The sequence below is a fragment of the Streptomyces daghestanicus genome, assembly GCF_020521275.1.
GTDB classification, from domain to species: domain Bacteria; phylum Actinomycetota; class Actinomycetes; order Streptomycetales; family Streptomycetaceae; genus Streptomyces; species Streptomyces griseoviridis.
In genome coordinates this window covers 1,145,941-1,164,191 of record NZ_BNDX01000016.1, presented here as the reverse complement: position 1 = coordinate 1,164,191, position 18,251 = coordinate 1,145,941, and the positions used below count along the sequence as shown (strand labels likewise).

At 73.1% G+C, this 18,251-nt stretch carries 19 protein-coding genes; 6 read left to right on the top strand and 13 right to left on the bottom strand.

Annotated features, from left to right (window positions below; genetic code table 11):
• Positions 1–10: 10 nt before the first annotated feature.
• Positions 11–658: a sulfite oxidase-like oxidoreductase gene (locus Sdagh_RS31915; RefSeq protein WP_189413567.1), complete on the bottom strand. Its 648-nt coding sequence runs from the start codon at positions 656–658 to the stop codon at positions 11–13.
• 201 nt (positions 659–859) lie between these two features.
• Here Sdagh_RS31915 and bfr point away from each other — a divergent pair, with 201 nt between their 5' ends.
• Entirely contained in the window at positions 860–1,378 is a 519-nt protein-coding gene (bfr, locus tag Sdagh_RS31910) for a bacterioferritin (protein WP_189413565.1), read from the top strand.
• Between the two features lie 10 nt (positions 1,379–1,388).
• Here bfr and Sdagh_RS31905 read toward each other — a convergent pair whose 3' ends face one another.
• On the bottom strand, positions 1,389–1,616 hold the full coding sequence (locus Sdagh_RS31905; RefSeq protein ID WP_226536001.1) for a (2Fe-2S)-binding protein: 228 nt from the start codon (positions 1,614–1,616) through the stop codon (positions 1,389–1,391).
• A 154-nt stretch (positions 1,617–1,770) separates the two neighbouring features.
• Positions 1,771–3,123, bottom strand: a complete 1,353-nt coding sequence (locus tag Sdagh_RS31900; protein ID WP_189413560.1) for a class II 3-deoxy-7-phosphoheptulonate synthase — start codon at positions 3,121–3,123, stop codon at positions 1,771–1,773.
• A 95-nt stretch (positions 3,124–3,218) separates the two neighbouring features.
• Here Sdagh_RS31900 and Sdagh_RS37090 point away from each other — a divergent pair, with 95 nt between their 5' ends.
• Together Sdagh_RS37090 and Sdagh_RS31890 are read left to right on the top strand one after the other, a co-directional pair.
• Positions 3,219–3,275 (top strand): trp operon leader peptide, encoded by a 57-nt coding sequence (locus Sdagh_RS37090; protein ID WP_215167924.1) that lies wholly within the window; start codon positions 3,219–3,221, stop codon positions 3,273–3,275.
• A gap of 101 nt (positions 3,276–3,376) precedes the next feature.
• Positions 3,377–5,260, top strand: coding sequence for an anthranilate synthase family protein (locus Sdagh_RS31890; RefSeq protein ID WP_190077364.1), 1,884 nt, complete (start codon positions 3,377–3,379; stop codon positions 5,258–5,260).
• Here the strand turns inward: Sdagh_RS31890 and Sdagh_RS31885 are convergent.
• From Sdagh_RS31885 to Sdagh_RS31870, 4 genes are all read right to left on the bottom strand, one after another.
• Positions 5,212–6,207, bottom strand: a complete 996-nt coding sequence (locus tag Sdagh_RS31885; protein WP_190077365.1) for a 2-hydroxyacid dehydrogenase — start codon at positions 6,205–6,207, stop codon at positions 5,212–5,214. The two genes, Sdagh_RS31890 and Sdagh_RS31885, sit on opposite strands and share 49 nt — an antisense overlap.
• A 104-nt stretch (positions 6,208–6,311) precedes the next feature.
• Complete coding sequence (locus tag Sdagh_RS31880) at positions 6,312–6,998, bottom strand: response regulator (protein ID WP_189413553.1); 687 nt, start codon at positions 6,996–6,998, stop codon at positions 6,312–6,314.
• Positions 6,991–8,241 carry a MacS family sensor histidine kinase gene (macS, locus tag Sdagh_RS31875; protein ID WP_190077366.1) on the bottom strand — a complete coding sequence of 417 codons (1,251 nt, stop codon included), beginning with the start codon at positions 8,239–8,241 and terminating at the stop codon, positions 6,991–6,993. Before macS ends, Sdagh_RS31880 begins: the two co-directional genes overlap by 8 nt.
• Before the next feature lie 27 nt (positions 8,242–8,268).
• Complete coding sequence (locus tag Sdagh_RS31870; protein WP_226536061.1) at positions 8,269–9,183, bottom strand: lysophospholipid acyltransferase family protein; 915 nt, start codon at positions 9,181–9,183, stop codon at positions 8,269–8,271.
• Between the two features lie 170 nt (positions 9,184–9,353).
• Here Sdagh_RS31870 and Sdagh_RS31865 point away from each other — a divergent pair, with 170 nt between their 5' ends.
• A complete protein-coding gene (locus Sdagh_RS31865; protein WP_189413549.1) occupies positions 9,354–10,157 on the top strand; it encodes an alpha/beta hydrolase in 804 nt (267 codons plus the stop codon).
• A complete protein-coding gene (locus tag Sdagh_RS31860; RefSeq protein ID WP_189413547.1) occupies positions 10,150–10,779 on the top strand; it encodes a hypothetical protein in 630 nt (209 codons plus the stop codon). Before Sdagh_RS31865 ends, Sdagh_RS31860 begins: the two co-directional genes overlap by 8 nt.
• 2 nt (positions 10,780–10,781) lie before the next feature.
• Here the strand turns inward: Sdagh_RS31860 and Sdagh_RS31855 are convergent, their stop codons facing one another.
• The 6 genes from Sdagh_RS31855 to Sdagh_RS31830 form a co-directional block, all read right to left on the bottom strand.
• Complete coding sequence (locus Sdagh_RS31855) at positions 10,782–11,540, bottom strand: endonuclease/exonuclease/phosphatase family protein (RefSeq protein WP_190008139.1); 759 nt, start codon at positions 11,538–11,540, stop codon at positions 10,782–10,784.
• Between the two features lie 121 nt (positions 11,541–11,661).
• On the bottom strand, positions 11,662–12,615 hold the full coding sequence (locus Sdagh_RS31850) for an ROK family glucokinase (protein WP_189413537.1): 954 nt from the start codon (positions 12,613–12,615) through the stop codon (positions 11,662–11,664).
• Positions 12,616–12,682: 67 nt separating this feature from the next.
• Positions 12,683–13,219 (bottom strand): DUF5304 family protein, encoded by a 537-nt coding sequence (locus Sdagh_RS31845; protein ID WP_189413528.1) that lies wholly within the window; start codon positions 13,217–13,219, stop codon positions 12,683–12,685.
• A 204-nt stretch (positions 13,220–13,423) separates the two neighbouring features.
• On the bottom strand, positions 13,424–14,596 hold the full coding sequence (locus tag Sdagh_RS31840; protein ID WP_189413526.1) for an ArsA family ATPase: 1,173 nt from the start codon (positions 14,594–14,596) through the stop codon (positions 13,424–13,426).
• 53 nt (positions 14,597–14,649) lie between these two features.
• On the bottom strand, positions 14,650–15,090 hold the full coding sequence (locus tag Sdagh_RS31835) for an SRPBCC family protein (RefSeq protein WP_189413524.1): 441 nt from the start codon (positions 15,088–15,090) through the stop codon (positions 14,650–14,652).
• A 204-nt stretch (positions 15,091–15,294) separates the two neighbouring features.
• Complete coding sequence (locus Sdagh_RS31830) at positions 15,295–16,119, bottom strand: metallophosphoesterase family protein (protein WP_189413522.1); 825 nt, start codon at positions 16,117–16,119, stop codon at positions 15,295–15,297.
• A 308-nt stretch (positions 16,120–16,427) separates the two neighbouring features.
• On the opposite strand from Sdagh_RS31830, the gene Sdagh_RS31825 reads away from it, so the two are divergent.
• On the top strand, positions 16,428–18,224 hold the full coding sequence (locus Sdagh_RS31825) for an AMP-dependent synthetase/ligase (RefSeq protein ID WP_189413520.1): 1,797 nt from the start codon (positions 16,428–16,430) through the stop codon (positions 18,222–18,224).
• Positions 18,225–18,251 lie beyond the last annotated feature (27 nt).

The following is an 18,251-nucleotide window of genomic DNA, read 5'->3' as shown; positions in this document are numbered from 1 at the left end:
GCGGGCGGGTTCAGGCCACCGGGCCGTCCCCCGGTTCCTCCTGGTAGGAGTAGCGCTGCTCCCGCCAGGGGTCGCCGATGTTGTGGTAGCCGCGCTCCTCCCAGAAGCCGCGCCGGTCGGCGGTCATGTACTCGACCCCGCGGACCCATTTGGGCCCTTTCCACGCGTACAGGTGCGGGACGACCAGCCGCAGCGGGAAGCCGTGCTCGGCGGTGAGCAGTTCGCCGTCCTTGTGGGTGGCGAAGAGCGTGCGCTCGGCGGCGAAGTCCGCAAGCCGCAGATTGGAGCTGAAGCCGTACTCCGCCCACACCATCACATGGGTGACGGACGGGGCGGGCGGGGCGATGTCCAGGAGGGTGCGGGCCGGAATGCCGCCCCACTCGGCGCCGACCATGCTGAACTTCGTCACGCAGTGCAGATCGCCCACGACGGTGGTGTACGGCAGCGCCGTGAACTCCTCGTGGTTCCAGGTGTGCTTCGCGCCGTCGGCGGTGGCCCCGAAGACCCGGAACTCCCAGCGCTCGGGCCGGAACTTCGGCACCGGTCCGTAGTGCGTCACCGGCCAGCCGCGCTGGAGGCGCTGCCCCGGCGGGAGATCGGGCTGCGCGGCCCCTCGTGAAGCGCCCTCTCCCGACTCGTGTCCCACCGGATGACCCATGCCTCCATCCTGACAGACCGAGGCCGATGTCCCGGAACGGGCCCTTTTACCGTTCCCCGGAAACCGGCGAAAAACAACTGAACCGACTAAAGGGACTAAGCCAGGACTTACTTACTAAGCTCAGACTTACTGGACGATCTTCGAAAGCAATGCAATCATGCGGCGCAACCTGCCAGTTCCCGTGCGGAAGGAGCCTCTGCGATGCAGGGCGACCCCGAGGTCATCGAATTCCTCAACGAGCAGCTGACCGCCGAGCTGACCGCGATCAACCAGTACTTCCTGCACTCGAAGCTGCAGGACCACAAGGGCTGGACCAAGCTCGCCAAGTACACCCGCCACGAGTCCTTCGACGAGATGCGGCACGCGGAGATCCTGACCGACCGCATCCTGCTCCTGGACGGGCTGCCGAACTACCAGCGGCTCTTCCACGTCCGGGTCGGGCAGACGGTCACCGAGATGTTCCAGGCCGACCGGGAGATCGAGGTCGAGGCCATCGACCGGCTGCGCCGGGGCATCGAGGTGATGCGCAACAAGAACGACATCACGTCCGCGAACGTCTTCGAGGCGATCCTGGCCGACGAGGAGCACCACATCGACTACCTCGACACCCAGCTCGAACTGATCGAGAAGCTGGGCGAGTCGCTGTACCTGTCGACGGTGATCGAGCAGAGCCAGCCGGACTCGTCGGGGCCGGGCACCGACGGCTTCAAGAAGTACTGAGCCGTACCGGCTAGGCGGCTTCGGGCAGCTCCGCCGCGAGCGGCGGCCGGCCCGTCTCGATCAGCTCCCGGCGGGGGCAGGCACCCCGGCCGAGCAGGGCCTGGATGCGCCGCACACAACCGCCGCAGTCGGTGCCGGCCTTGCAGGCGGAGGCGATCTGCCGGGGCGTGCAGGCACCGGCGTCCGCGTGGGCCCTCACCTGTTCCTCGGTCACACCGAAGCAAGAGCAGACGAACACGCGGTTCACCTCCCGGGCGGGGTCAGGGTCATGCCCTACCGACTGCGCCGGTGAGGCAAACCTAACCTTACCCATCCCGCAGGTGACGTAAAAGGGAGAGGGGCGCGGATCGCATGTGACCCGCGCCCCATTCACGCCCGCGAACGGGCACTCCTCACTGGTCCCGGTACATCTCCGCCACCAGGAACGCCAGGTCCAGCGACTGGCTGCGGTTCAGCCGGGGGTCGCAGGCCGTCTCGTAGCGCTGGTGCAGGTCGTCCACGAAGATCTCGTCGCCGCCGCCGACGCACTCGGTCACGTCGTCGCCGGTCAGCTCCACGTGGATGCCGCCCGGGTGGGTGCCGAGCGCCTTGTGGACCTCGAAGAAGCCCTTGACCTCGTCGAGCACGTCGTCGAAGCGGCGGGTCTTGTGGCCCGAGGCCGCCTCGAAGGTGTTGCCGTGCATCGGGTCGGTCACCCAGGCGACGGTGGCGCCGGATGCGGTGACCTTCTCGATCAGCTCGGGCAGCTTGTCGCGGACCTTGTCGGCGCCCATCCGGACGATGAAGGTCAGCCGGCCGGGCTCCCGCTCGGGGTCGAGGCGCTCGATGTACTGGAGCGCCTCCTCGGCCGTGGTGGACGGGCCGAGCTTGATGCCGATCGGGTTGCGGATCTTCGACGCGAACTCGATGTGCGCGTGGTCCAGCTGCCGGGTGCGCTCACCGATCCACACCATGTGCCCGGAGACGTCGTAGAGCTGGCCGGTGCGGGAGTCGACGCGGGTGAGGGCCGACTCGTAGTCGAGGAGCAGCGCCTCGTGGGAGGCGTAGAACTCGACGGTCTTGAACTCCTCCGGGTCGGTGCCGCAGGCCCGCATGAAGTTCAGCGCGTTGTCGATCTCCCGGGCGAGCTGCTCGTAGCGCTGGCCGGACGGGGAGGACTTCACGAAGTCCTGGTTCCAGGCGTGCACCTGGCGCAGGTCGGCGTAACCGCCGGTGGTGAAGGCGCGGACCAGGTTCAGCGTGGAGGCGGACGCGTGGTACATCCGCTTCAGCCGCTCGGGGTCGGGAATGCGGTCGGCCTCGGTGAAGGCGAAGCCGTTGACCGAGTCGCCCCGGTACGTCGGCAGCGTGACGCCGTCGCGGGTCTCGGTCGGCTTGGAGCGCGGCTTGGAGTACTGCCCCGCGATCCGGCCGACCTTCACGACCGGCACGGAGGCGGCGTAGGTGAGGACGGCGCCCATCTGGAGGAGCGTCTTCAGCTTGTTGCGGATGTGGTCGGCCGACACCGCGTCGAACGCCTCGGCGCAGTCACCGCCCTGGAGGAGGAACGCCTCGCCCTTGGCGACGGCCGCCATCCGGGCGCGCAGCTGGTCGCACTCGCCCGCGAAGACGAGCGGCGGATACGACTCCAGCTCCGCAACGACTGCGCGCAGGGCCTCGGTGTCCGGGTACTCGGGCTGCTGCGCCGCGGGCAGGTCTCGCCAGGTGTTGCCAGCGCTCGCGCTGGTCTTCGCGTTCACGGTCACGGCCTCAACATTACGGGGTGCGGTGGGGGCCTCCGGCCGGTGCCCAGAAATTGAGACGATGGATACGCTCCGCGGAGTGCGGTAGGGTGCGGCGCATGTTCGCGCACTCGACCCAGAACTGGTGGTGGACCGCTCCTCCGGCGGCCCGCTGACTGCGCGTACCCACGACTTCGCGAAGGCCGCCCGAGAGGCGGCCTTCGGTGTTTTCCGGCTCCGGGTCCGTCTCTCCTTCACAGAAGGACCACGACGCCCCATGGACCTGCTCGACCTGCTCGACGACCCCCGCCCGTTCGCCCTGCTGCGCCGCCGCACCCCGGGCCACGACCAGGAGACGGTGGAGCTGCTGCTCGGGCCGGTGGCGGAGTACGACCGGCTCGCCGGCCTGCCCGACGACTGCCTGGCCCTGATCCCCTTCCGGCAGATCCGGGAGCGCGGCTTCGACGTCCGCGACGACGGCACCCCGCTGCTGGCACTCACCCCCGAGGAGCGGTACGGCATCCCGCTCGACGCCGCCCTGGAACAGCTCCCCGCGCACGCCGTCCGGGTCGAGGGCGGCGGCTTCGACGTCGGGGACGAGGAGTACGCCGCGATCGTCGGGCGGGTGCTGGACGAGGAGATCGGCCGGGGCGAGGGCGCCAACTTCGTGATCCGGCGGACCTACCGGGGCGAGGTCCCGGGGTTCGGGCGGGCCGACGCGCTGGCCCTGTTCCGGCGGCTGCTGGCGGGCGAGCGGGGCGCGTACTGGACGTTCGTCGTGCACACCGGGGAGCGGACGCTGGTCGGGGCGAGCCCCGAGGTGCATGTGCGGATGAGCGGCGGCACGGTCGTGATGAACCCGATCAGCGGGACGTACCGCTATCCCGCCGGGGGGCCGACGCCCGAGCACCTGCTGGACTTCCTCGCCGACGCCAAGGAGATCGAGGAGCTGTCGATGGTGGTCGACGAGGAGCTGAAGATGATGTGCACCGTCGGCGACCGGGGCGGGGTCGTCGTCGGGCCGCGGCTGAAGGAGATGGCGCACCTCGCGCACACCGAGTACGAGCTGCGTGGGAAGTCCTCGCTGGACGTGCGGGAGGTCCTGCGGGAGACGATGTTCGCGGCGACGGTGACCGGGTCGCCGGTGCAGAACGCCTGCCGGGTCATCGAGCGGCACGAGAACGGCGGGCGGGGCTACTACGCGGGCGCCCTCGCGCTGATCGGACGGGACGCGGGCGGGGCGCAGACCCTCGACTCGCCGATCCTGATCCGGACCGCCGACATCGACGCGGCCGGGCGGCTGCGGATGCCGGTCGGGGCGACGCTGGTCCGGGGGTCCGACCCGGCCGGCGAGGTCGCGGAGACCCACGCCAAGGCGGCCGGGGTGCTCACCGCCCTCGGCGTACGGCCCGGACGGCCGCGCGCGGAGGGGGTACGGCCGAAGCTCGCCGACGATCCCCGGGTGCGGGCCGCGCTGGACGGGCGCCGGGCGTCGCTCGCGCCGTTCTGGCTGCGGATGCGGGAGCCGTCCGGGGAGCTGACCGGGCACGCGCTGGTCGTCGACGGGGAGGACACCTTCACGGCGATGCTGGCGCACGTGCTGCGCTCGGGCGGGCTGGACGTCACCGTCCGGCGCTACGACGACCCCGGGCTGCGCGCGGCGGTGCTCGGGCACGACGACGGGCCGGTGGTGCTGGGACCGGGGCCGGGCGACCCCGCCGACCTCGGCGATCCCAAGATGCGGCTGCTGCGCTCGCTCACCGCCGAGGTGCTGCGCGACCGCCGGGAGGGGGTGCTCGGGGTCTGCCTCGGGCATGAGCTGATCGCGGCGGAGCTGGGGCTGGACATCGTACGCAAGGCCGTGCCGTACCAGGGGGCGCAGACGGAGATCGACCTGTTCGGGAGGGCGGAGACCGTCGGCTTCTACAACAGCTTCGTGGCACGCTGCGACGGCGCGGCGTACCAGGAGCTGGCGGCGCGCGGCGTCGAGGTGAGCCGGTCGGCGGACGGGGAGGTGCACGCGCTGCGCGGGCCGGGCTTCGCGTCCGTGCAGTTCCACCCGGAGTCGGTGCTGTCGCTGAACGGCGCCGCGGTGGTGCGGGAGCTGGTGGGTCAGCTGCGCGGCACGAGCACGTTCTCGGAGCGGCGGCCGGCCCGGTAGTCCAGGACGTTGCCCACCGTGGCGTCGACGATCTGCCCGACGGCGTCCTCGGTGTAGTACGCCTGGTGCGAGGTGACCAGGACGTTCGGGAAGGTGACGAGGCGGGCCAAGGTGTCGTCCTCGACGGCCGTGAGCGACTTGTCGAGGAAGAACAGGCCCGCCTCCGCCTCGTACACGTCCAGGCCGACGCCCGTGAAGCGGCCGGCGCGCAGCTCTCCGACGAGGGCGGCGGTGTCGACGAGGCCGCCGCGGCTGGTGTTGACCAGGATCGCGTCGTCGCGCATCGCCTTCAGCGCGGCGGCGTCGATCAGGTGCCGGGTCCCGGGCATGAGGGGGACGTGCAGGGTGAGCAGGTCGGACTCGGCGAGCAGCTCGTCCTTGGGGACGTACGTCATGCCCAGCTCCCGGCAGGCGGGGTTCTCGGTGACGTCCCAGCCGAGCAGGCGCATGCCGAAGCCGTGGGCGATGCGGGCGAAGGCGGCGCCGATCCTGCCGGTGCCGAGGACACCGGCGGTGCGGCCGTGCAGGTCGCGGCCCATCAGGCCCTGGAGGCGGAAGTCGAAGTCGCGGGTGCGGTTGGAGGCGCGTACCACACGGCGGTCGACGGCCAGGGCGAGCGCCCAGGCGAACTCGGCGACCGAGTACGGGGAGTAGGACGACACCCGGGCGACGGTGAGGCCGAGGCGCTCGGCGGTCTCCAGGTCGATGTTGTTGAAGCCGGTGGAGCGCTGGGCGACCATCCGGGTGCCGCCGGCGCTGAGGATCTCCAGGACGGAGGCGCCGAGGTCGGCGTTGACGGAGGAGGAGACGATCTCGTGCCCGGCGGCGATGGGGGCGGTGTCCTCGTTGAGGAAGACGTCCAGGCAGCGGACCTCGGCGCGGCCCGCGAAGGCCCGCTCGATGAGGGGCTGCTCGTCGGCTTGCACTCCGAAGGCGAGGATCTCCACGAGGGCCGCTCCCGTCTCGCTGGGCTGGTGCTCCCGAATATAGGGGGCCCGGCGAGGCGGTGCCGCTCGGCCGGACGGCACCCCGCCGGGCCGGGGCGGGCGGGTCAGGCGTCGTCCAGGCCCCGCTCGATCGCGTACCGGACGAGTTCGACGCGGTTGTGGAGCTGGAGCTTGCCGAGGGTGTTCTGGACGTGGTTCTGGACGGTGCGGTGGGAGATGACGAGGCGCTCGGCGATCTGCTTGTAGCTGAGGCCCTTGGCGACCAGGCGCAGCACCTCCGTCTCCCGGTCGGTGAGGCGGGGCGCGCCGGGTGCGCCGGTGTCGGGGGCGGGGGCCGGCTCGGAGGCGAGGCGGCGGTACTCGCCGAGGACGAGTCCGGCCAGACCCGGGGTGAAGACGGGGTCGCCGTCGGCGGTGCGGCGGACGGCGTCCTGCAGTTCCCCGGTGGAGGCGGACTTCAGCAGGTAGCCGGTGGCGCCGGACTTCACGGCCTCCAGCACGTCGGCGTGCTCACCGCTCGCGGAGAGCACCAGGACGCGTACGCGGGGGTCGGCGGCGACGACCTCCTTGCAGACCTGGACGCCGGGTTTGCCGGGCAGGTTGAGGTCGAGGACGAGGACGTCGGGCGCGGCGGCCCGGGCCCGGCGTACGGCCTGGTCGCCGTCGCCCGCGGTGGCGACCACCGCGAAACCGGACTCGGCCAGGTCACGGGCGACGGCGTCGCGCCACATGGGGTGGTCGTCGACCACCATGACCTTGATCTCCCCGGCCGGCTCGTGCCGCTCAGCCATGTCCTGCCGCCTTCCCCCGTGGCCGCGTCACGTCCGTGACGCGCGCGTTCTTCGGTACTTTCAGTTCGACCTCGGTGCCCTGGCCGGGCACCGAGATCAGGTCGGCCGAGCCGCCGAGGTCGCGCAGCCGGCCCCGGATCGACAGGGCCACGCCCATCCGGCCCTCGCCCTCGGCCTCGGCGAGGCGGCCCTCGGGGATGCCGGGGCCGTCGTCGCGGACGGTGACGACGACCTCGTCGGGCTCGTCCTCGATCAGCAGCCAGGCGCGGGCGAGGTCACCGGCGTGCGCGCGGACGTTGTCCAGGGCGGCGCCGACGGCCGCCGCGACCTCGCGGGCCGCCGCCCGGGGCAGTTCGACGGGCGCCCCGGGTTCGGCGAGGCTGACCCGCGCGCCGGCGTAGGGCGCGAGCAGGGCGCGCAGGTCGGCGGGGACGCCGGGGTCCTCGGCCTCGGGTTCGTCCACGGCCCGGACGAGGGCGCCCTCGGCGGCGTCCTCCGAGATGCGGGAGACGGGGACCAGGCCCCCGGAGACGAGGGTGCGCAGGGCGATCTCCTGCTCGCCGGCCATCCGGCCCAGCTCGGCCGCCTCACCGCCGAGGACGGCGCCGCGCCGCTGCACCATGGCCAGGACCTGGAGGACGCTGTCGTGGATGTCGCGGGCCAGGCGCTCCCGCTCGCGCGTCGCCGCCTCGATCTCCAGGGCGCGGGCGAGGGTGCGCTCGGAGGCGCGGGCGACCTCGACGACATAGCCGATGGCGATGGAGGCGACCCAGACCAGCACCACGTTGTGCACGGTGTCGCGGGCGGGGCTGCCGCGCTCGATCAGGTTGGCGACGGCGACGAGGGTGGAGGCGACGGCGGCCCAGCGCCAGCCGCCCTTGACGGCGAAGGCGAGGACGGCGCCGGCGGTCCATATCGACGGCAGGGTCGGCCCGCCGGAGGCGATGCGCCCGGGGTCGTCGGCGAGCGGGGTGATCAGGATGCCGGTGAGGGCGACGGCGAGGTCGACGGCGAGGAACCGCTTGGTGCAGGCGGCGGCGTTGGCGACGCGGGGCAGGGTGGCGAGGGTCCAGGCCACCAGGACGGCGTAGTAGCCGAGGGCGAGCCAGGGGCGGACGAAGTGGCCGTAGGCGGTGGCGAAGAGGCCGATCGCGTACACCACGGCGAGCACGCGGTACGCGGTCAGCGCGCGCCACAGCGGCTGCTCGACCGACATCCGCATGACCCGTTCCCGACTGGTCATCTCCCCCACCCCCCGGTCCGGGTCCGGTCAGGACCCGGGGCTCTGGTCCCCGTCACGCGCCCCGGTCCGGCGCTCACCGGCCTCGCGCGTCCCGGTCTCGCGCTCACCGGCCTCGCGCCCCGCGGCGGTCCGCTCCCCGGCGGCCCGCTGCTCGGCCTGCTCCTTCTCGGCCTGCTCCTTCTCGGCCTGTTCCCTCTCGGCGCGGGCGAGGGCGGCCCTGGCCTCCTTCTCCGCCCTGGCCGCCTCCTTCTCCGCTTCCTTCTCGGCCTTCGCCGCCTCCGCGAGCTGCCGCTTCATGGCGGTCGCGTACATGTCGACGTACTCCTGGCCGGAGAGCTTCATGATCTCGTACATGACCTCGTCGGTCACCGCGCGCAGTACGAAGCGGTCGTGCTCCATGCCCTGGTAGCGGGCGAAGTCCAGCGGCTTGCCGATGCGGATGCCGGGCCGCATCAGCTTGGGCACCACCTTGCCCGGCGGCTGGATCTTCTCAGTGTCGATCATGGCGACGGGGATGACGGGCGCACCGGTGGCGAGGGCCACGCGGGCCAGGCCGCCCGGCTTGCCCCGGTAGAGCCGGCCGTCGGGCGAGCGGGTGCCCTCCGGGTAGATGCCGAACAGCTCGCCGCGCTCCAGTACCTCTATGCCGCTCTTGATCGCGGCCTCACCGGCGCCGCGCGCCCCGGAGCGGTCCACCGGGAGCTGGCCGACGCCCTTGAAGAAGGCGGCGGTCAGCCGCCCCCTCACGCCCGGGGTGTTGAAGTACTCGGCCTTGGCGATGAAGGTGACCTTGCGGTCGAGGACGGCCGGCAGGAAGAACGAGTCGGAGAAGGACAGGTGGTTGCTGGCCAGGATGGCGGGTCCGGTGGCCGGAATGTGCTCCAGCCCCTCCACCCATGGGCGGAAGGCGAGCTTCAGCGAACCGCCGACGGTGACCTTCATCGCGCCGTAGAACAACCGAGTGCCTCCTGTGTGTGTCGGACAGACCATAACCCGGAGCACCGTCAAAGGGGCCTACGGCCCTGGTCGGTGTCCGTGCGGTCGCGTACGGTGAAGTAGCCGCCCGCGACGGGTCAGCCGCGCCAGCCCCTTAACGAACAGGAGTCCGAGACGTGCCGGTCCTTCCCGGCGCCGAGCCGTTCCGCCACGAGGGCGGGGACGTCGGCGTCCTCCTCTGCCACGGCTTCACCGGTTCTCCGCAGTCGCTGCGGCCCTGGGCCCGGCACCTGGCCGACCGCGGGCTGACGGTCGCGCTGCCGCTGCTGCCCGGGCACGGCACGCGCTGGGAGGACATGCAGCTCACCGGCTGGCCCGACTGGTACGCCGAGGTCGACCGCGAGCTGCGCGCGCTGCGGGAGCGGTGCGCCCGGGTCTTCGTGGCGGGGCTCTCCATGGGCGGCGCGCTGGCGCTGCGGCTGGCCGCCCGGCACGGGGACGCGGTGAGCGGGGTCATGGTGGTGAACCCGGCCAACCGGATGCACGGCCTGGCGCCGCACGCGCTGCCGGTGGTCCGCCATGTCGTACGGGCCACGAAGGGCATCGCCAGCGACATCGCCAAGCCGAACAGTGCCGAACTGGGGTACGACCGGGTGCCGCTGCACGCGGCGTACTCCCTGCGCCGGTTCTTCCGGGTCGTCGACCGGGAACTGCCGCAGGTCACCCAGCCGTTGTTGCTGATGCGCAGCCCGCGCGACCATGTGGTGCCGCCCGCCGACGCGGCCCGCGTCCTCAGCCGGGTCTCGTCCACGGACGTCACGGAGATCCTGCTGGAACAGAGCTACCACGTGGCGACGTTGGACCACGACGCGGACCGGATCTGCGCGGAGAGCGTCTCCTTCGTCGCCCGGCTCGCCCCCGGTCTCGTCAAGGAGCCGGAGCCCGGTCTCGGCAAGGAAGGGACGGCCGCAGGTGGCTGAGCACGACTCCGACCGCGAGGACCGCGAGGAGCGCGGTGAACGCGGTGAGCGCGGTGAGCGTGAGGGCACCGGCAGCGGTGTCCCGCAGGAGCAGCACGTGCCGTTCGACGAGGACGCCGCGTGGGCCGCGATCGTCGCCGGGTACGGCGAGGAACCGCCGGACCCGCCCGGCGCCAAGCCGTTCAAGTCCGTGGAGGACCTGGCCCTGCTGGAGCCGGAGACCAACGGGACCGACGACGGCGGGGCCGCGAAGCCCCCGGAGGAGCCGGCCCCGGCCAAGCCGCTGGGCAGCTCGGTCGCCTTCGCCCCGGGGATCGGCCCGCGCGACCACGGCCTGGCCGAGCCCGCGGAGGACGATCTCGGCGCGGACGACGAGGGGCATTTCGTGCCGCCCGAGCCGCCGCCGCTGCCGCAGGGCGACACCACCGCCCGGTTCGCCTGGCTCGGGGTGCTCGGCGGCCCGCTCCTGCTGCTGGTCGCCGTCCTGCTGGGCTGGGACATGACCTGGTGGCTGACGACCCTGTGCATCGGCGGTTTCCTGGGCGGTTTCGCCACGCTGGTGACGCGGATGCGGACGGACGACGAGGAGGACGACGACCCCGGCCGGGGCGCGGTCGTCTGACCTCAGGCGCCGGCGGGAATCCTGAGGGCGGCCAGGACCGGGAGGTGGTCCGTGGCCGCCCTCAGGTCGCCCTCGGTGACGCCGGGCAGGCCGCGCGGCACGCCGCAGCCGAGCACCTCCACACCGGGCGTCGCGAAGATCGCGTCGATGCGCTGGTGCGGGTCGGCGGGGGTCGAGGTGTGCTCACCGCCCCAGGGCGCGGTGGCCCAGCAGTCCTGGAGGTCCTTGGCGATCCGCCGGAAGGCGGGGCCGTCGGGGCGTTCGTTGAGGTCGCCGCCGGCGATCGCGTGCGGGGCACCGAGGCCGGCGAGGCGGTCGAGGAGCAGACCGCCCTGCTCGTACCGCTCGTCCTTCTGGAGCGACAGGTGGCAGCTCAGGACGCCGACGCGGGCCTTGCCGAACCGGACGACGGCGGTGGCGAGGCCGCGGCGGTGCAGGCCGGGGGTGAGCGGGAGCAGCACGTCCTCGGTGCGCTCCACGGTGGCCCGCAGGGAGCACAGCAGCGCGGGGCCCGCGGCGGTGCCGCCGCCGGAGAGGATCACCTGGCCGGAGGCGGCCGCGAGGCGGGCCAGCTTCTTGCGCCAGCGGAAGAAGCGGGGAGCCTCCTGGAGCAGGACCAGGTCGGGGGCGCAGGCGGTGATGACGCGGGCGAGGGCGTCGGTGTCGTCGCGCAGCGAGCGGATGTTGTAGCTCAGGACGCGGACGACGGCGGAACCGTCGGGTTCCGTCCGGGAGTCGGGGAGGTTGTCGAGCGACGGCATGTCGATCAATGTACGCCCCCGCCCCCCGCACACGGGCGCGAGGATCGTGGGCGACTGCCGGGTTCGTCGTGGCCTGTCGCGCAGCTCCCCGCGCCCCTGAGGGCACGCACTCCCGCCTCGATCACATGATCGGGTCGGGCTCCCGGGCCAGGTCGGCCGCGCCGACGAGGCCGGCCTTGTTGCCGAGCTGGGCCGCGATCACGTCGGCGACCGGCCGCCAGTGGGCGCCGACCAGCCAGCGCTTGTACGACTTGCGGATCGGGTCGAGGACCAGGTCGCCCTCGTCCGACAGCCCGCCGCCGACGATGAACGCCGACGGGTCGAAGAGCGAGGCCAGGTCGGCCAGGCCCGCGCCGGCCCAGCGGGCCAGCTCGCGGTAGGAGTCGACGGCGACCGGGTCGCCCTGCCGGGCGGCCATGGAGATGTGCTTGCCCTCGATGCCGTCGGCGGTGCCGTCGCCGAGGCCGAGGAGCACCTCGGCGCGCTCCGGGGTGGCGTTGGCGCGCTGCTTGGCGTAGCGCACGAGGGCGCGGCCGGAGGCGTACTGCTCCCAGCAGCCCTGCGAGCCGCAGCCGCACAGCAGGCCGTCCGGCACCATCCGGATGTGGCCGAACTCGGCGGCCACGCCGAAGTGACCGCGGCGCAGCTTGTTGCCGATGATGATGCCGCCGCCGAGGCCGGTGCCCAGGGTGATGCAGATGACGTTGCGGTGGCCCTTGCCGGCCCCGAACCTGTACTCGCCCCAGGCGGCCGCGTTGGCGTCGTTCTCCACGACGACCGGGAGGCCCACGCGGGCCTCGACCTTCTCCTTCAGCGGCTCGTTGCGCCAGTCGATGTTCGGCGCGAAGTAGACCTCGGAGCGCTGCCGGTTGACGTAACCGGCCGCGCCGATGCCCACGCCGACGATCTCGTGCCCGGCGCGCGCTCCCTCCACCGCCGAGGCGATGGCGTCCACGATGGCCTCGGGCGTGGTGGGGGTCGGCACCTTGAACGTCGAGAGGATGTTGCCTTCCTCGTCGACCACGCCGGCCGCGATCTTCGTGCCGCCGATGTCGACGCCGATGGTGAGTCCCATGAATCCCTCAGTTTCGGTCGAGCCCCGCTAGGGGCAACCGTACCCGAGGCGCCGTCGCCGGGGACCGTCAGTCCAGGTCGATGCGCTGGCCCGGACCCGTGCCCTCGCCCCCGTCGTCACCGGGCGGGTCCGTGTCGCCGGCGGCGTCGGCGGCGTCGCGGGGGGCGGTCGCGCCGGTGGTCCAGCGCCGCTCCTGGTTCTGCACGGCCGAGCGGTACGCGGCGAGCAGTTCGCCACCGGCCGCCGCGAGGTGGTCGAAGACATCGGGGTTGCGCTCGATGACCGGCTCGACGGCGGCCTTGGCCTGCTGGACGACCTGCTTGACCACCTGCTGGGCGGCCGTCCCGGCGACCGGTCCGAACAGAGGCGCCGGGAGACCGGACAGCTTGTCGGCGACGGTGTCGACCAGGCGGCGCAGTTCCTCGGCGGCCGAGCCCGGGGGCGGACCGTGGGCGGCGCGGCGGCGGGCCTTCTCGGCGGCCAGGTCCTCGGCGGCCGCCGTCGCCCAGGCGTCGGCGTCGGCCACCCGCTCCTGCCGGGCCGCCCGCTCCTTCTCGGCCGCCGCGTCGCCGTCTGCGTCGGGCGGCGGGAGCTGTTCGCTCATGACGGACTCCTGACTACGGTTCGTCCCTACGACGTTACCCGAACGGACGTCACCGGTTCACCGCTCGCGGGACCGCCGTCGCCCGCCGGCGCTCGCGGGACCGCCCTCACCCCCCGCCCGGCGCGCACGGAACCACAGCCGCGCCGTCGTCACCCCTCGCCGGCGCCCCCGCTCGCGGAGCCGCGGCCTCCCCCGTCTCCGCCGTCACCGCTCACCCGGCCACAACCGCGGGTCCGGCGCGAACCGCACGCTCAGCAGCCCCTCGCGCAGCGCGGCCCCCTCCACCGTGCAGCGGCGCAGCGCGGACGGCAGCGGGACGATGCGGCGGAAGGGGCCGGCCGCGACCGCAAGTTCGTCGCCGCGCCGGACCAGGTCGAGCCCGTCCCGGGTGGCGCCGGGCAGCGGGATCTCCCAGACCAGGACGCCGTCCTCGGCGAGCCGGTCGCGCACGGGCCACTCCACGGGGGCGGTGTCCGGGCGGACGCCGGGCAGGGCGAGGGCGGCGAGGTCGTCGGTGCCGCGCGGGTCCCGGCCGAGGTGCGGCACGGGGTGGACGTCGTGGACGCCCTGCCACTCCTCCAGGGTCTTGCGCTGCTGGGCCACGGGCCCGGCGAGCCAGCCGTCGGCGGGGGTGTCCTCGGGCAGTACGCGGTTGGCGGCGAGCCGTTCCACGGGCAGCCCGCGCAGGGCGAGGCCGAGGGCGGTGGCGCGGACGGCGTCGGCACCGGCCGGGCCGGGCTCGGCGACCAGCCGGACGACGGTGTTCCGGTCGGTGAGGACGGCTTCGGCGGCGGCGAGTTCCAGGTCCCAGCGGGCGGCGTGCTCGTAGAGCGCCTCGGTGGGCAGGGGGACGCCCGCGAGGCGGCCGAGGACGGGGCGCAGGGCGCGGGCGGCCTGCCGTTCGGGGGGCAGCAGGCGGCGCAGGTAGCGGCGGAGTTCCGCGGGCAGCGCGAGCAGGGCGAGGGCCGCCGGGGCGGGCGGGAGGTCGACGACGAGGAGGTCGTGCTCCTCGGCGAGGGCGGCGTCGCGCAGGCCGCGCAGCAGGGCCAGTTCCCCGGCGCCGGGCAGCGGGGTCAGTTCCTCGGGGTCGAGGCGGGCGGCGCCGAGCAGGCCGAGGGCGGAGGCGGCGCGGTCCTGGAGGGCGGCGAGGCCGTCCCGGAAGCCCCGGGCGGCGTCGGGCCGCCAGGCGGTGAGCCCGGGCTCGACGGCGGCCGGCGCGGGGCCGGTGGCCACCCCGAGGGCGGCGCCGAGGGTGTCCTCGGGGTCGGCGCCCAGCAGCAGGGTGCGGGTGCCGGACCGGGCGGCGGTGAGCGCGGTGGCGGCGGCGAGGGTCGTCCGGCCGCTGCCGCCCGCGCCCATGATCAGGAGGGTGCGCATAGGGCTGAACGGTACCTCCGCCCCGGCCGGTGTCCCGGCGCTCGCCCGCGGGGCTACGCGGCGCCCGTCTCCACCCGCTTCTTCAGCCCCGCCAGCGCCCGGTCGATGATGACCTTCTCGGCCTTGCGCTTGATCATGCCGAGCATCGGGATCTTGACGTCGACGGTGAGGCGGTAGGTGACCTCGGTGCCGGTCCCGGCCGGCCTGAGCAGGTAGGAGCCGTCGAGGGAGCGCAGCATCTGGGACTTCACCAGCGTCCAGGAGACCTCGTTCTCCCCGGCCCAGGTGTACGCCAGGGTCTGGTCGTCCTTGATCGCGCCGGCGTCCATGACCAGGCGGACCTGCTCGGCGCGGCCCTGGGCGTCGGTGGCGAGCACCTCCGCCTCCTTCACCTCACCGGTCCAGTCCGGGTAGCGGGCGAAGTCGGCGATCACCCCCATGACGTCGGCCGGGGCGGCCTCGATCGTGATGCTCGAACTGGTGTGTTCCGCCATCGCCGTGGCTCCTCCAGGTGCGGGCCGGTTGGAAGTCGTCGCAGGCACGTACGCGCGGTGGCTCCGGGAAGTCGTCGCAGTCGTCGCGCACGCGTGCGTGCGCTGTGAAGGCTACCGCGCGGCGCCGGCCCCGCCGTCACCCCTGCCTGCGCGACCGCCGCCCCGCCCTCCCCCTGCTCTCCCTCCGCGACGGCCGCTCCGGCGTCACCCCTCGCCCGTCGACCGCCACTCCAGCACCCACGGCCGCCCGGTCGAGGCGAAGTGCCCCACGTTCACGCACTCGGTCGCCCCGATCCGCATCCGCGGCACCAGCGGCTGGTGGACGTGGCCGAAGAGGGAGTACCGGGGCCTGGTGCGCCGGATGGCGTCGAGCAACGCCCGGCTGCCGCGCTCGAAGCGCCGCGCCACCGTGTCGTAGACCAGCTCGGGCACCTCCGGCGGGATGTGGGTGCAGAGCACGTCGACCTCGCCGAGCGCCTCGATCTTCGCGGCGTACTCCTCGTCGCTGATCTCGAAGGGGGTGCGCATGGGGGTCTGCAGGCCGCCGCCGACGAAGCCGAAGACCCGGCCGCCGATCTCGACGCGCTCGCCGTCGAGCACGGTCGTGCCGGGGCGGGCGTACTCCGGCCAGAGTGTCGGCATGTCGACATTTCCGTAGGTGGCGTACGTGGGGGCCGGGAACGCGGCGAACAGTTCGGCGTACTGCTTGCGCACCGCCTTCTCCAGCACCGCGGCGCGGTCCCCGTCGACGCCGGCCCACAGCCGGGCCCCGAACTCCTTGGCCTCGGCGAACCGGCGGGCGGTGCGCAGCTCGACGATCCGGTCGGCGTTCTCCTCGCCGAACAGGTCGGGGAAGATGCCGCGCGAGTGGTCGGCGTAGTCGAGGAAGAGGATCAGGTCCCCGAGGCAGATCAGCGCGTCCGCGCCCTCGCCGGCCCGGGCGAGGTCCCGGGCGTTCCCGTGCACGTCGCTGACCACGTGCACGCGCGTGGTGGTGGCCGGGGTGTCCGAGGCGGGTGTGGAAGTCATGGCGATCAAGGGTAGGAGCAGCGCGGTCCCGGTGAACAGGCGGCGGGCGGACCTGCGGTTACTGGCTGGTCGGTCGGCGTGTCGACTACTGTGCGCGCAGATAACAGCAGCTGTGTGACGCAGCGAACATCTCGCCGGGCCCCCCTGTCGAAGACGCCATACCGGCGGGTAACGTCCAGGCAGTCCAGTCGGTGCTCAGGAATCCCGTACCCGTCTCTCAGGTACTCCCGGGCACCCGCCCCAGCCATGGACCGCACCGTCGCATCACACAACGTCGTGGCGCCGGCGCCCTATGAGGAGCAGCAGTCTTGCGCGAGTTCAGCCTTCCCGCTCTGTACGAGGTCCCCGCGGACGGCAATCTGACCGACATCGTCCGCCGGAACGCCGCGCAGCATCCCGATGTCGCCGTCATCTCCCGCCGGACGGGCGGCGGCTGGCGGGACGTGAGCGCGCGGGACTTCCTCGCCGAGGTGCACGCCGCAGCCAAGGGCCTGATCGCCGCGGGCGTCGAGCCGGGCGACCGGGTCGCGCTGATGTCGCGGACCCGCTACGAGTGGACGCTGCTCGACTTCGCGATCTGGAGCGCGGGCGCGGTCACCGTGCCGGTGTACGAGACGAGTTCGCCGGAGCAGGTGCGGTGGATACTCGGCGACTCCGGTGCCACCGCGTGTGTCGTGGAGTCCGCCCAGCACGCCGCCGTGGTCGAGTCGGTGCGCGAGGCGCTGCCCGCCCTGAAGCACGTCTGGCAGATCGACGCGGGGGCCGTGGAGGAACTGGGCCGGCTGGGCCAGGGCGTCACGGACGAGACGGTCGAGGAGCGCGGCTCGGTGGCGAAGGCCGACGATCCGGCGACCATCGTCTACACCTCCGGCACCACCGGGCGTCCCAAGGGCTGCGTCCTGACCCACCGCTCCTTCTTCGCCGAATGCGGCAACGTGGTGGAGCGGCTGCGCCCGCTGTTCCGGACCGGCGAGTGCTCCGTCCTCCTCTTCCTCCCCCTCGCGCACGTCTTCGGGCGGCTGGTGCAGGTCGCGCCGATGCTCGCGCCGATCAAGCTGGGCTGTCTGCCGGACATCAAGAACCTCACCGACGAGCTGGCGTCGTTCCGGCCGACGCTGATCCTGGGCGTGCCGCGCGTCTTCGAGAAGGTGTACAACTCGGCGCGGGCCAAGGCGCAGGCCGACGGCAAGGGCCGGATCTTCGACCGGGCCGCCGACACCGCCATCGCCTACAGCCGCGCGCTGGACGCCCCGGCGGGCCCGTCCCTGGGCCTGCGGATCAAGCACAAGGTCTTCGACAAGCTGGTCTACGGCAAGCTCCGCGCGGTCCTCGGCGGACGCGGCGAGTACGCCATCTCGGGCGGCGCCCCGCTGGGTGAGCGGCTCGGCCACTTCTTCCGCGGCATCGGCTTCACCGTGCTGGAGGGCTACGGCCTCACCGAGTCCTGCGCGGCCACCGCCTTCAACCCCTGGGACCGGCAGAAGATCGGCACGGTCGGGCAGCCGCTGCCGGGCTCGGTGGTGCGGATCGCGGACGACGGGGAGGTGCTGCTGCACGGGGAGCACCTGTTCAAGGAGTACTGGAACAACCCGGAGGCGACCGCCGAGGCGCTGGCCGACGGCTGGTTCCACACCGGCGACATCGGCACCCTCGACGAGGACGGCTATCTGCGGATCACCGGCCGCAAGAAGGAGATCCTGGTGACGGCGGGCGGCAAGAACGTCGCGCCGGCGGTGATCGAGGACCGCATCCGCGCGCACGCGCTGGTCGCGGAGTGCATGGTGGTCGGCGACGGGCGGCCGTTCGTCGGGGCGCTGGTGACCCTGGACGAGGAGTTCCTGGCGCGCTGGTGCGCCGACCACGGCAAGCCGGCCGGGTCGACCCCGGAGACGCTCCGCGAGGACCCGGATCTGCTGGCGGCGATCCAGTCGGCGGTGGACGACGGGAACGCGGCGGTGTCCAAGGCGGAGTCCGTGCGCAGGTTCCGGGTGCTGCCGGGGCAGTTCACGGAGGAGTCGGGGCATCTGACCCCGTCGCTGAAGCTGAAGCGGAACATCGTCGCGCGGGACTACTCGGCCGATATCGAGGCGATCTACGCGAAGTAGGGCGCGGGGTGCGGCCGGTGCACGGCC

Excerpts from the sequence above, each read along its gene's own strand:
- Sdagh_RS31835 (WP_189413524.1), bottom strand. The coding sequence starts at position 15,090 with ATGGCGGAACACACCAGTTCGAGCATCACGATCGAGGCCGCCCCGGCC.
- Sdagh_RS31870 (WP_226536061.1), bottom strand. The coding sequence starts at position 9,183 with ATGAAGGTCACCGTCGGCGGTTCGCTGAAGCTCGCCTTCCGCCCATGG.
- macS (WP_190077366.1), bottom strand. The coding sequence starts at position 8,241 with ATGACCAGTCGGGAACGGGTCATGCGGATGTCGGTCGAGCAGCCGCTG.
- bfr (WP_189413565.1), top strand. The coding sequence starts at position 860 with ATGCAGGGCGACCCCGAGGTCATCGAATTCCTCAACGAGCAGCTGACC.
- Sdagh_RS31850 (WP_189413537.1), bottom strand. The coding sequence starts at position 12,615 with ATGGGACTCACCATCGGCGTCGACATCGGCGGCACGAAGATCGCGGCC.
- Sdagh_RS31845 (WP_189413528.1), bottom strand. The coding sequence starts at position 13,219 with ATGAGCGAACAGCTCCCGCCGCCCGACGCAGACGGCGACGCGGCGGCC.
- Sdagh_RS31890 (WP_190077364.1), top strand. The coding sequence starts at position 3,377 with ATGGACCTGCTCGACCTGCTCGACGACCCCCGCCCGTTCGCCCTGCTG.
- Sdagh_RS31830 (WP_189413522.1), bottom strand. The coding sequence starts at position 16,119 with ATGACTTCCACACCCGCCTCGGACACCCCGGCCACCACCACGCGCGTG.
- Sdagh_RS31855 (WP_190008139.1), bottom strand. The coding sequence starts at position 11,540 with ATGCCGTCGCTCGACAACCTCCCCGACTCCCGGACGGAACCCGACGGT.
- Sdagh_RS31880 (WP_189413553.1), bottom strand. The coding sequence starts at position 6,998 with ATGGCTGAGCGGCACGAGCCGGCCGGGGAGATCAAGGTCATGGTGGTC.
- Sdagh_RS31840 (WP_189413526.1), bottom strand. The coding sequence starts at position 14,596 with ATGCGCACCCTCCTGATCATGGGCGCGGGCGGCAGCGGCCGGACGACC.
- Sdagh_RS31915 (WP_189413567.1), bottom strand. The coding sequence starts at position 658 with ATGGGTCATCCGGTGGGACACGAGTCGGGAGAGGGCGCTTCACGAGGG.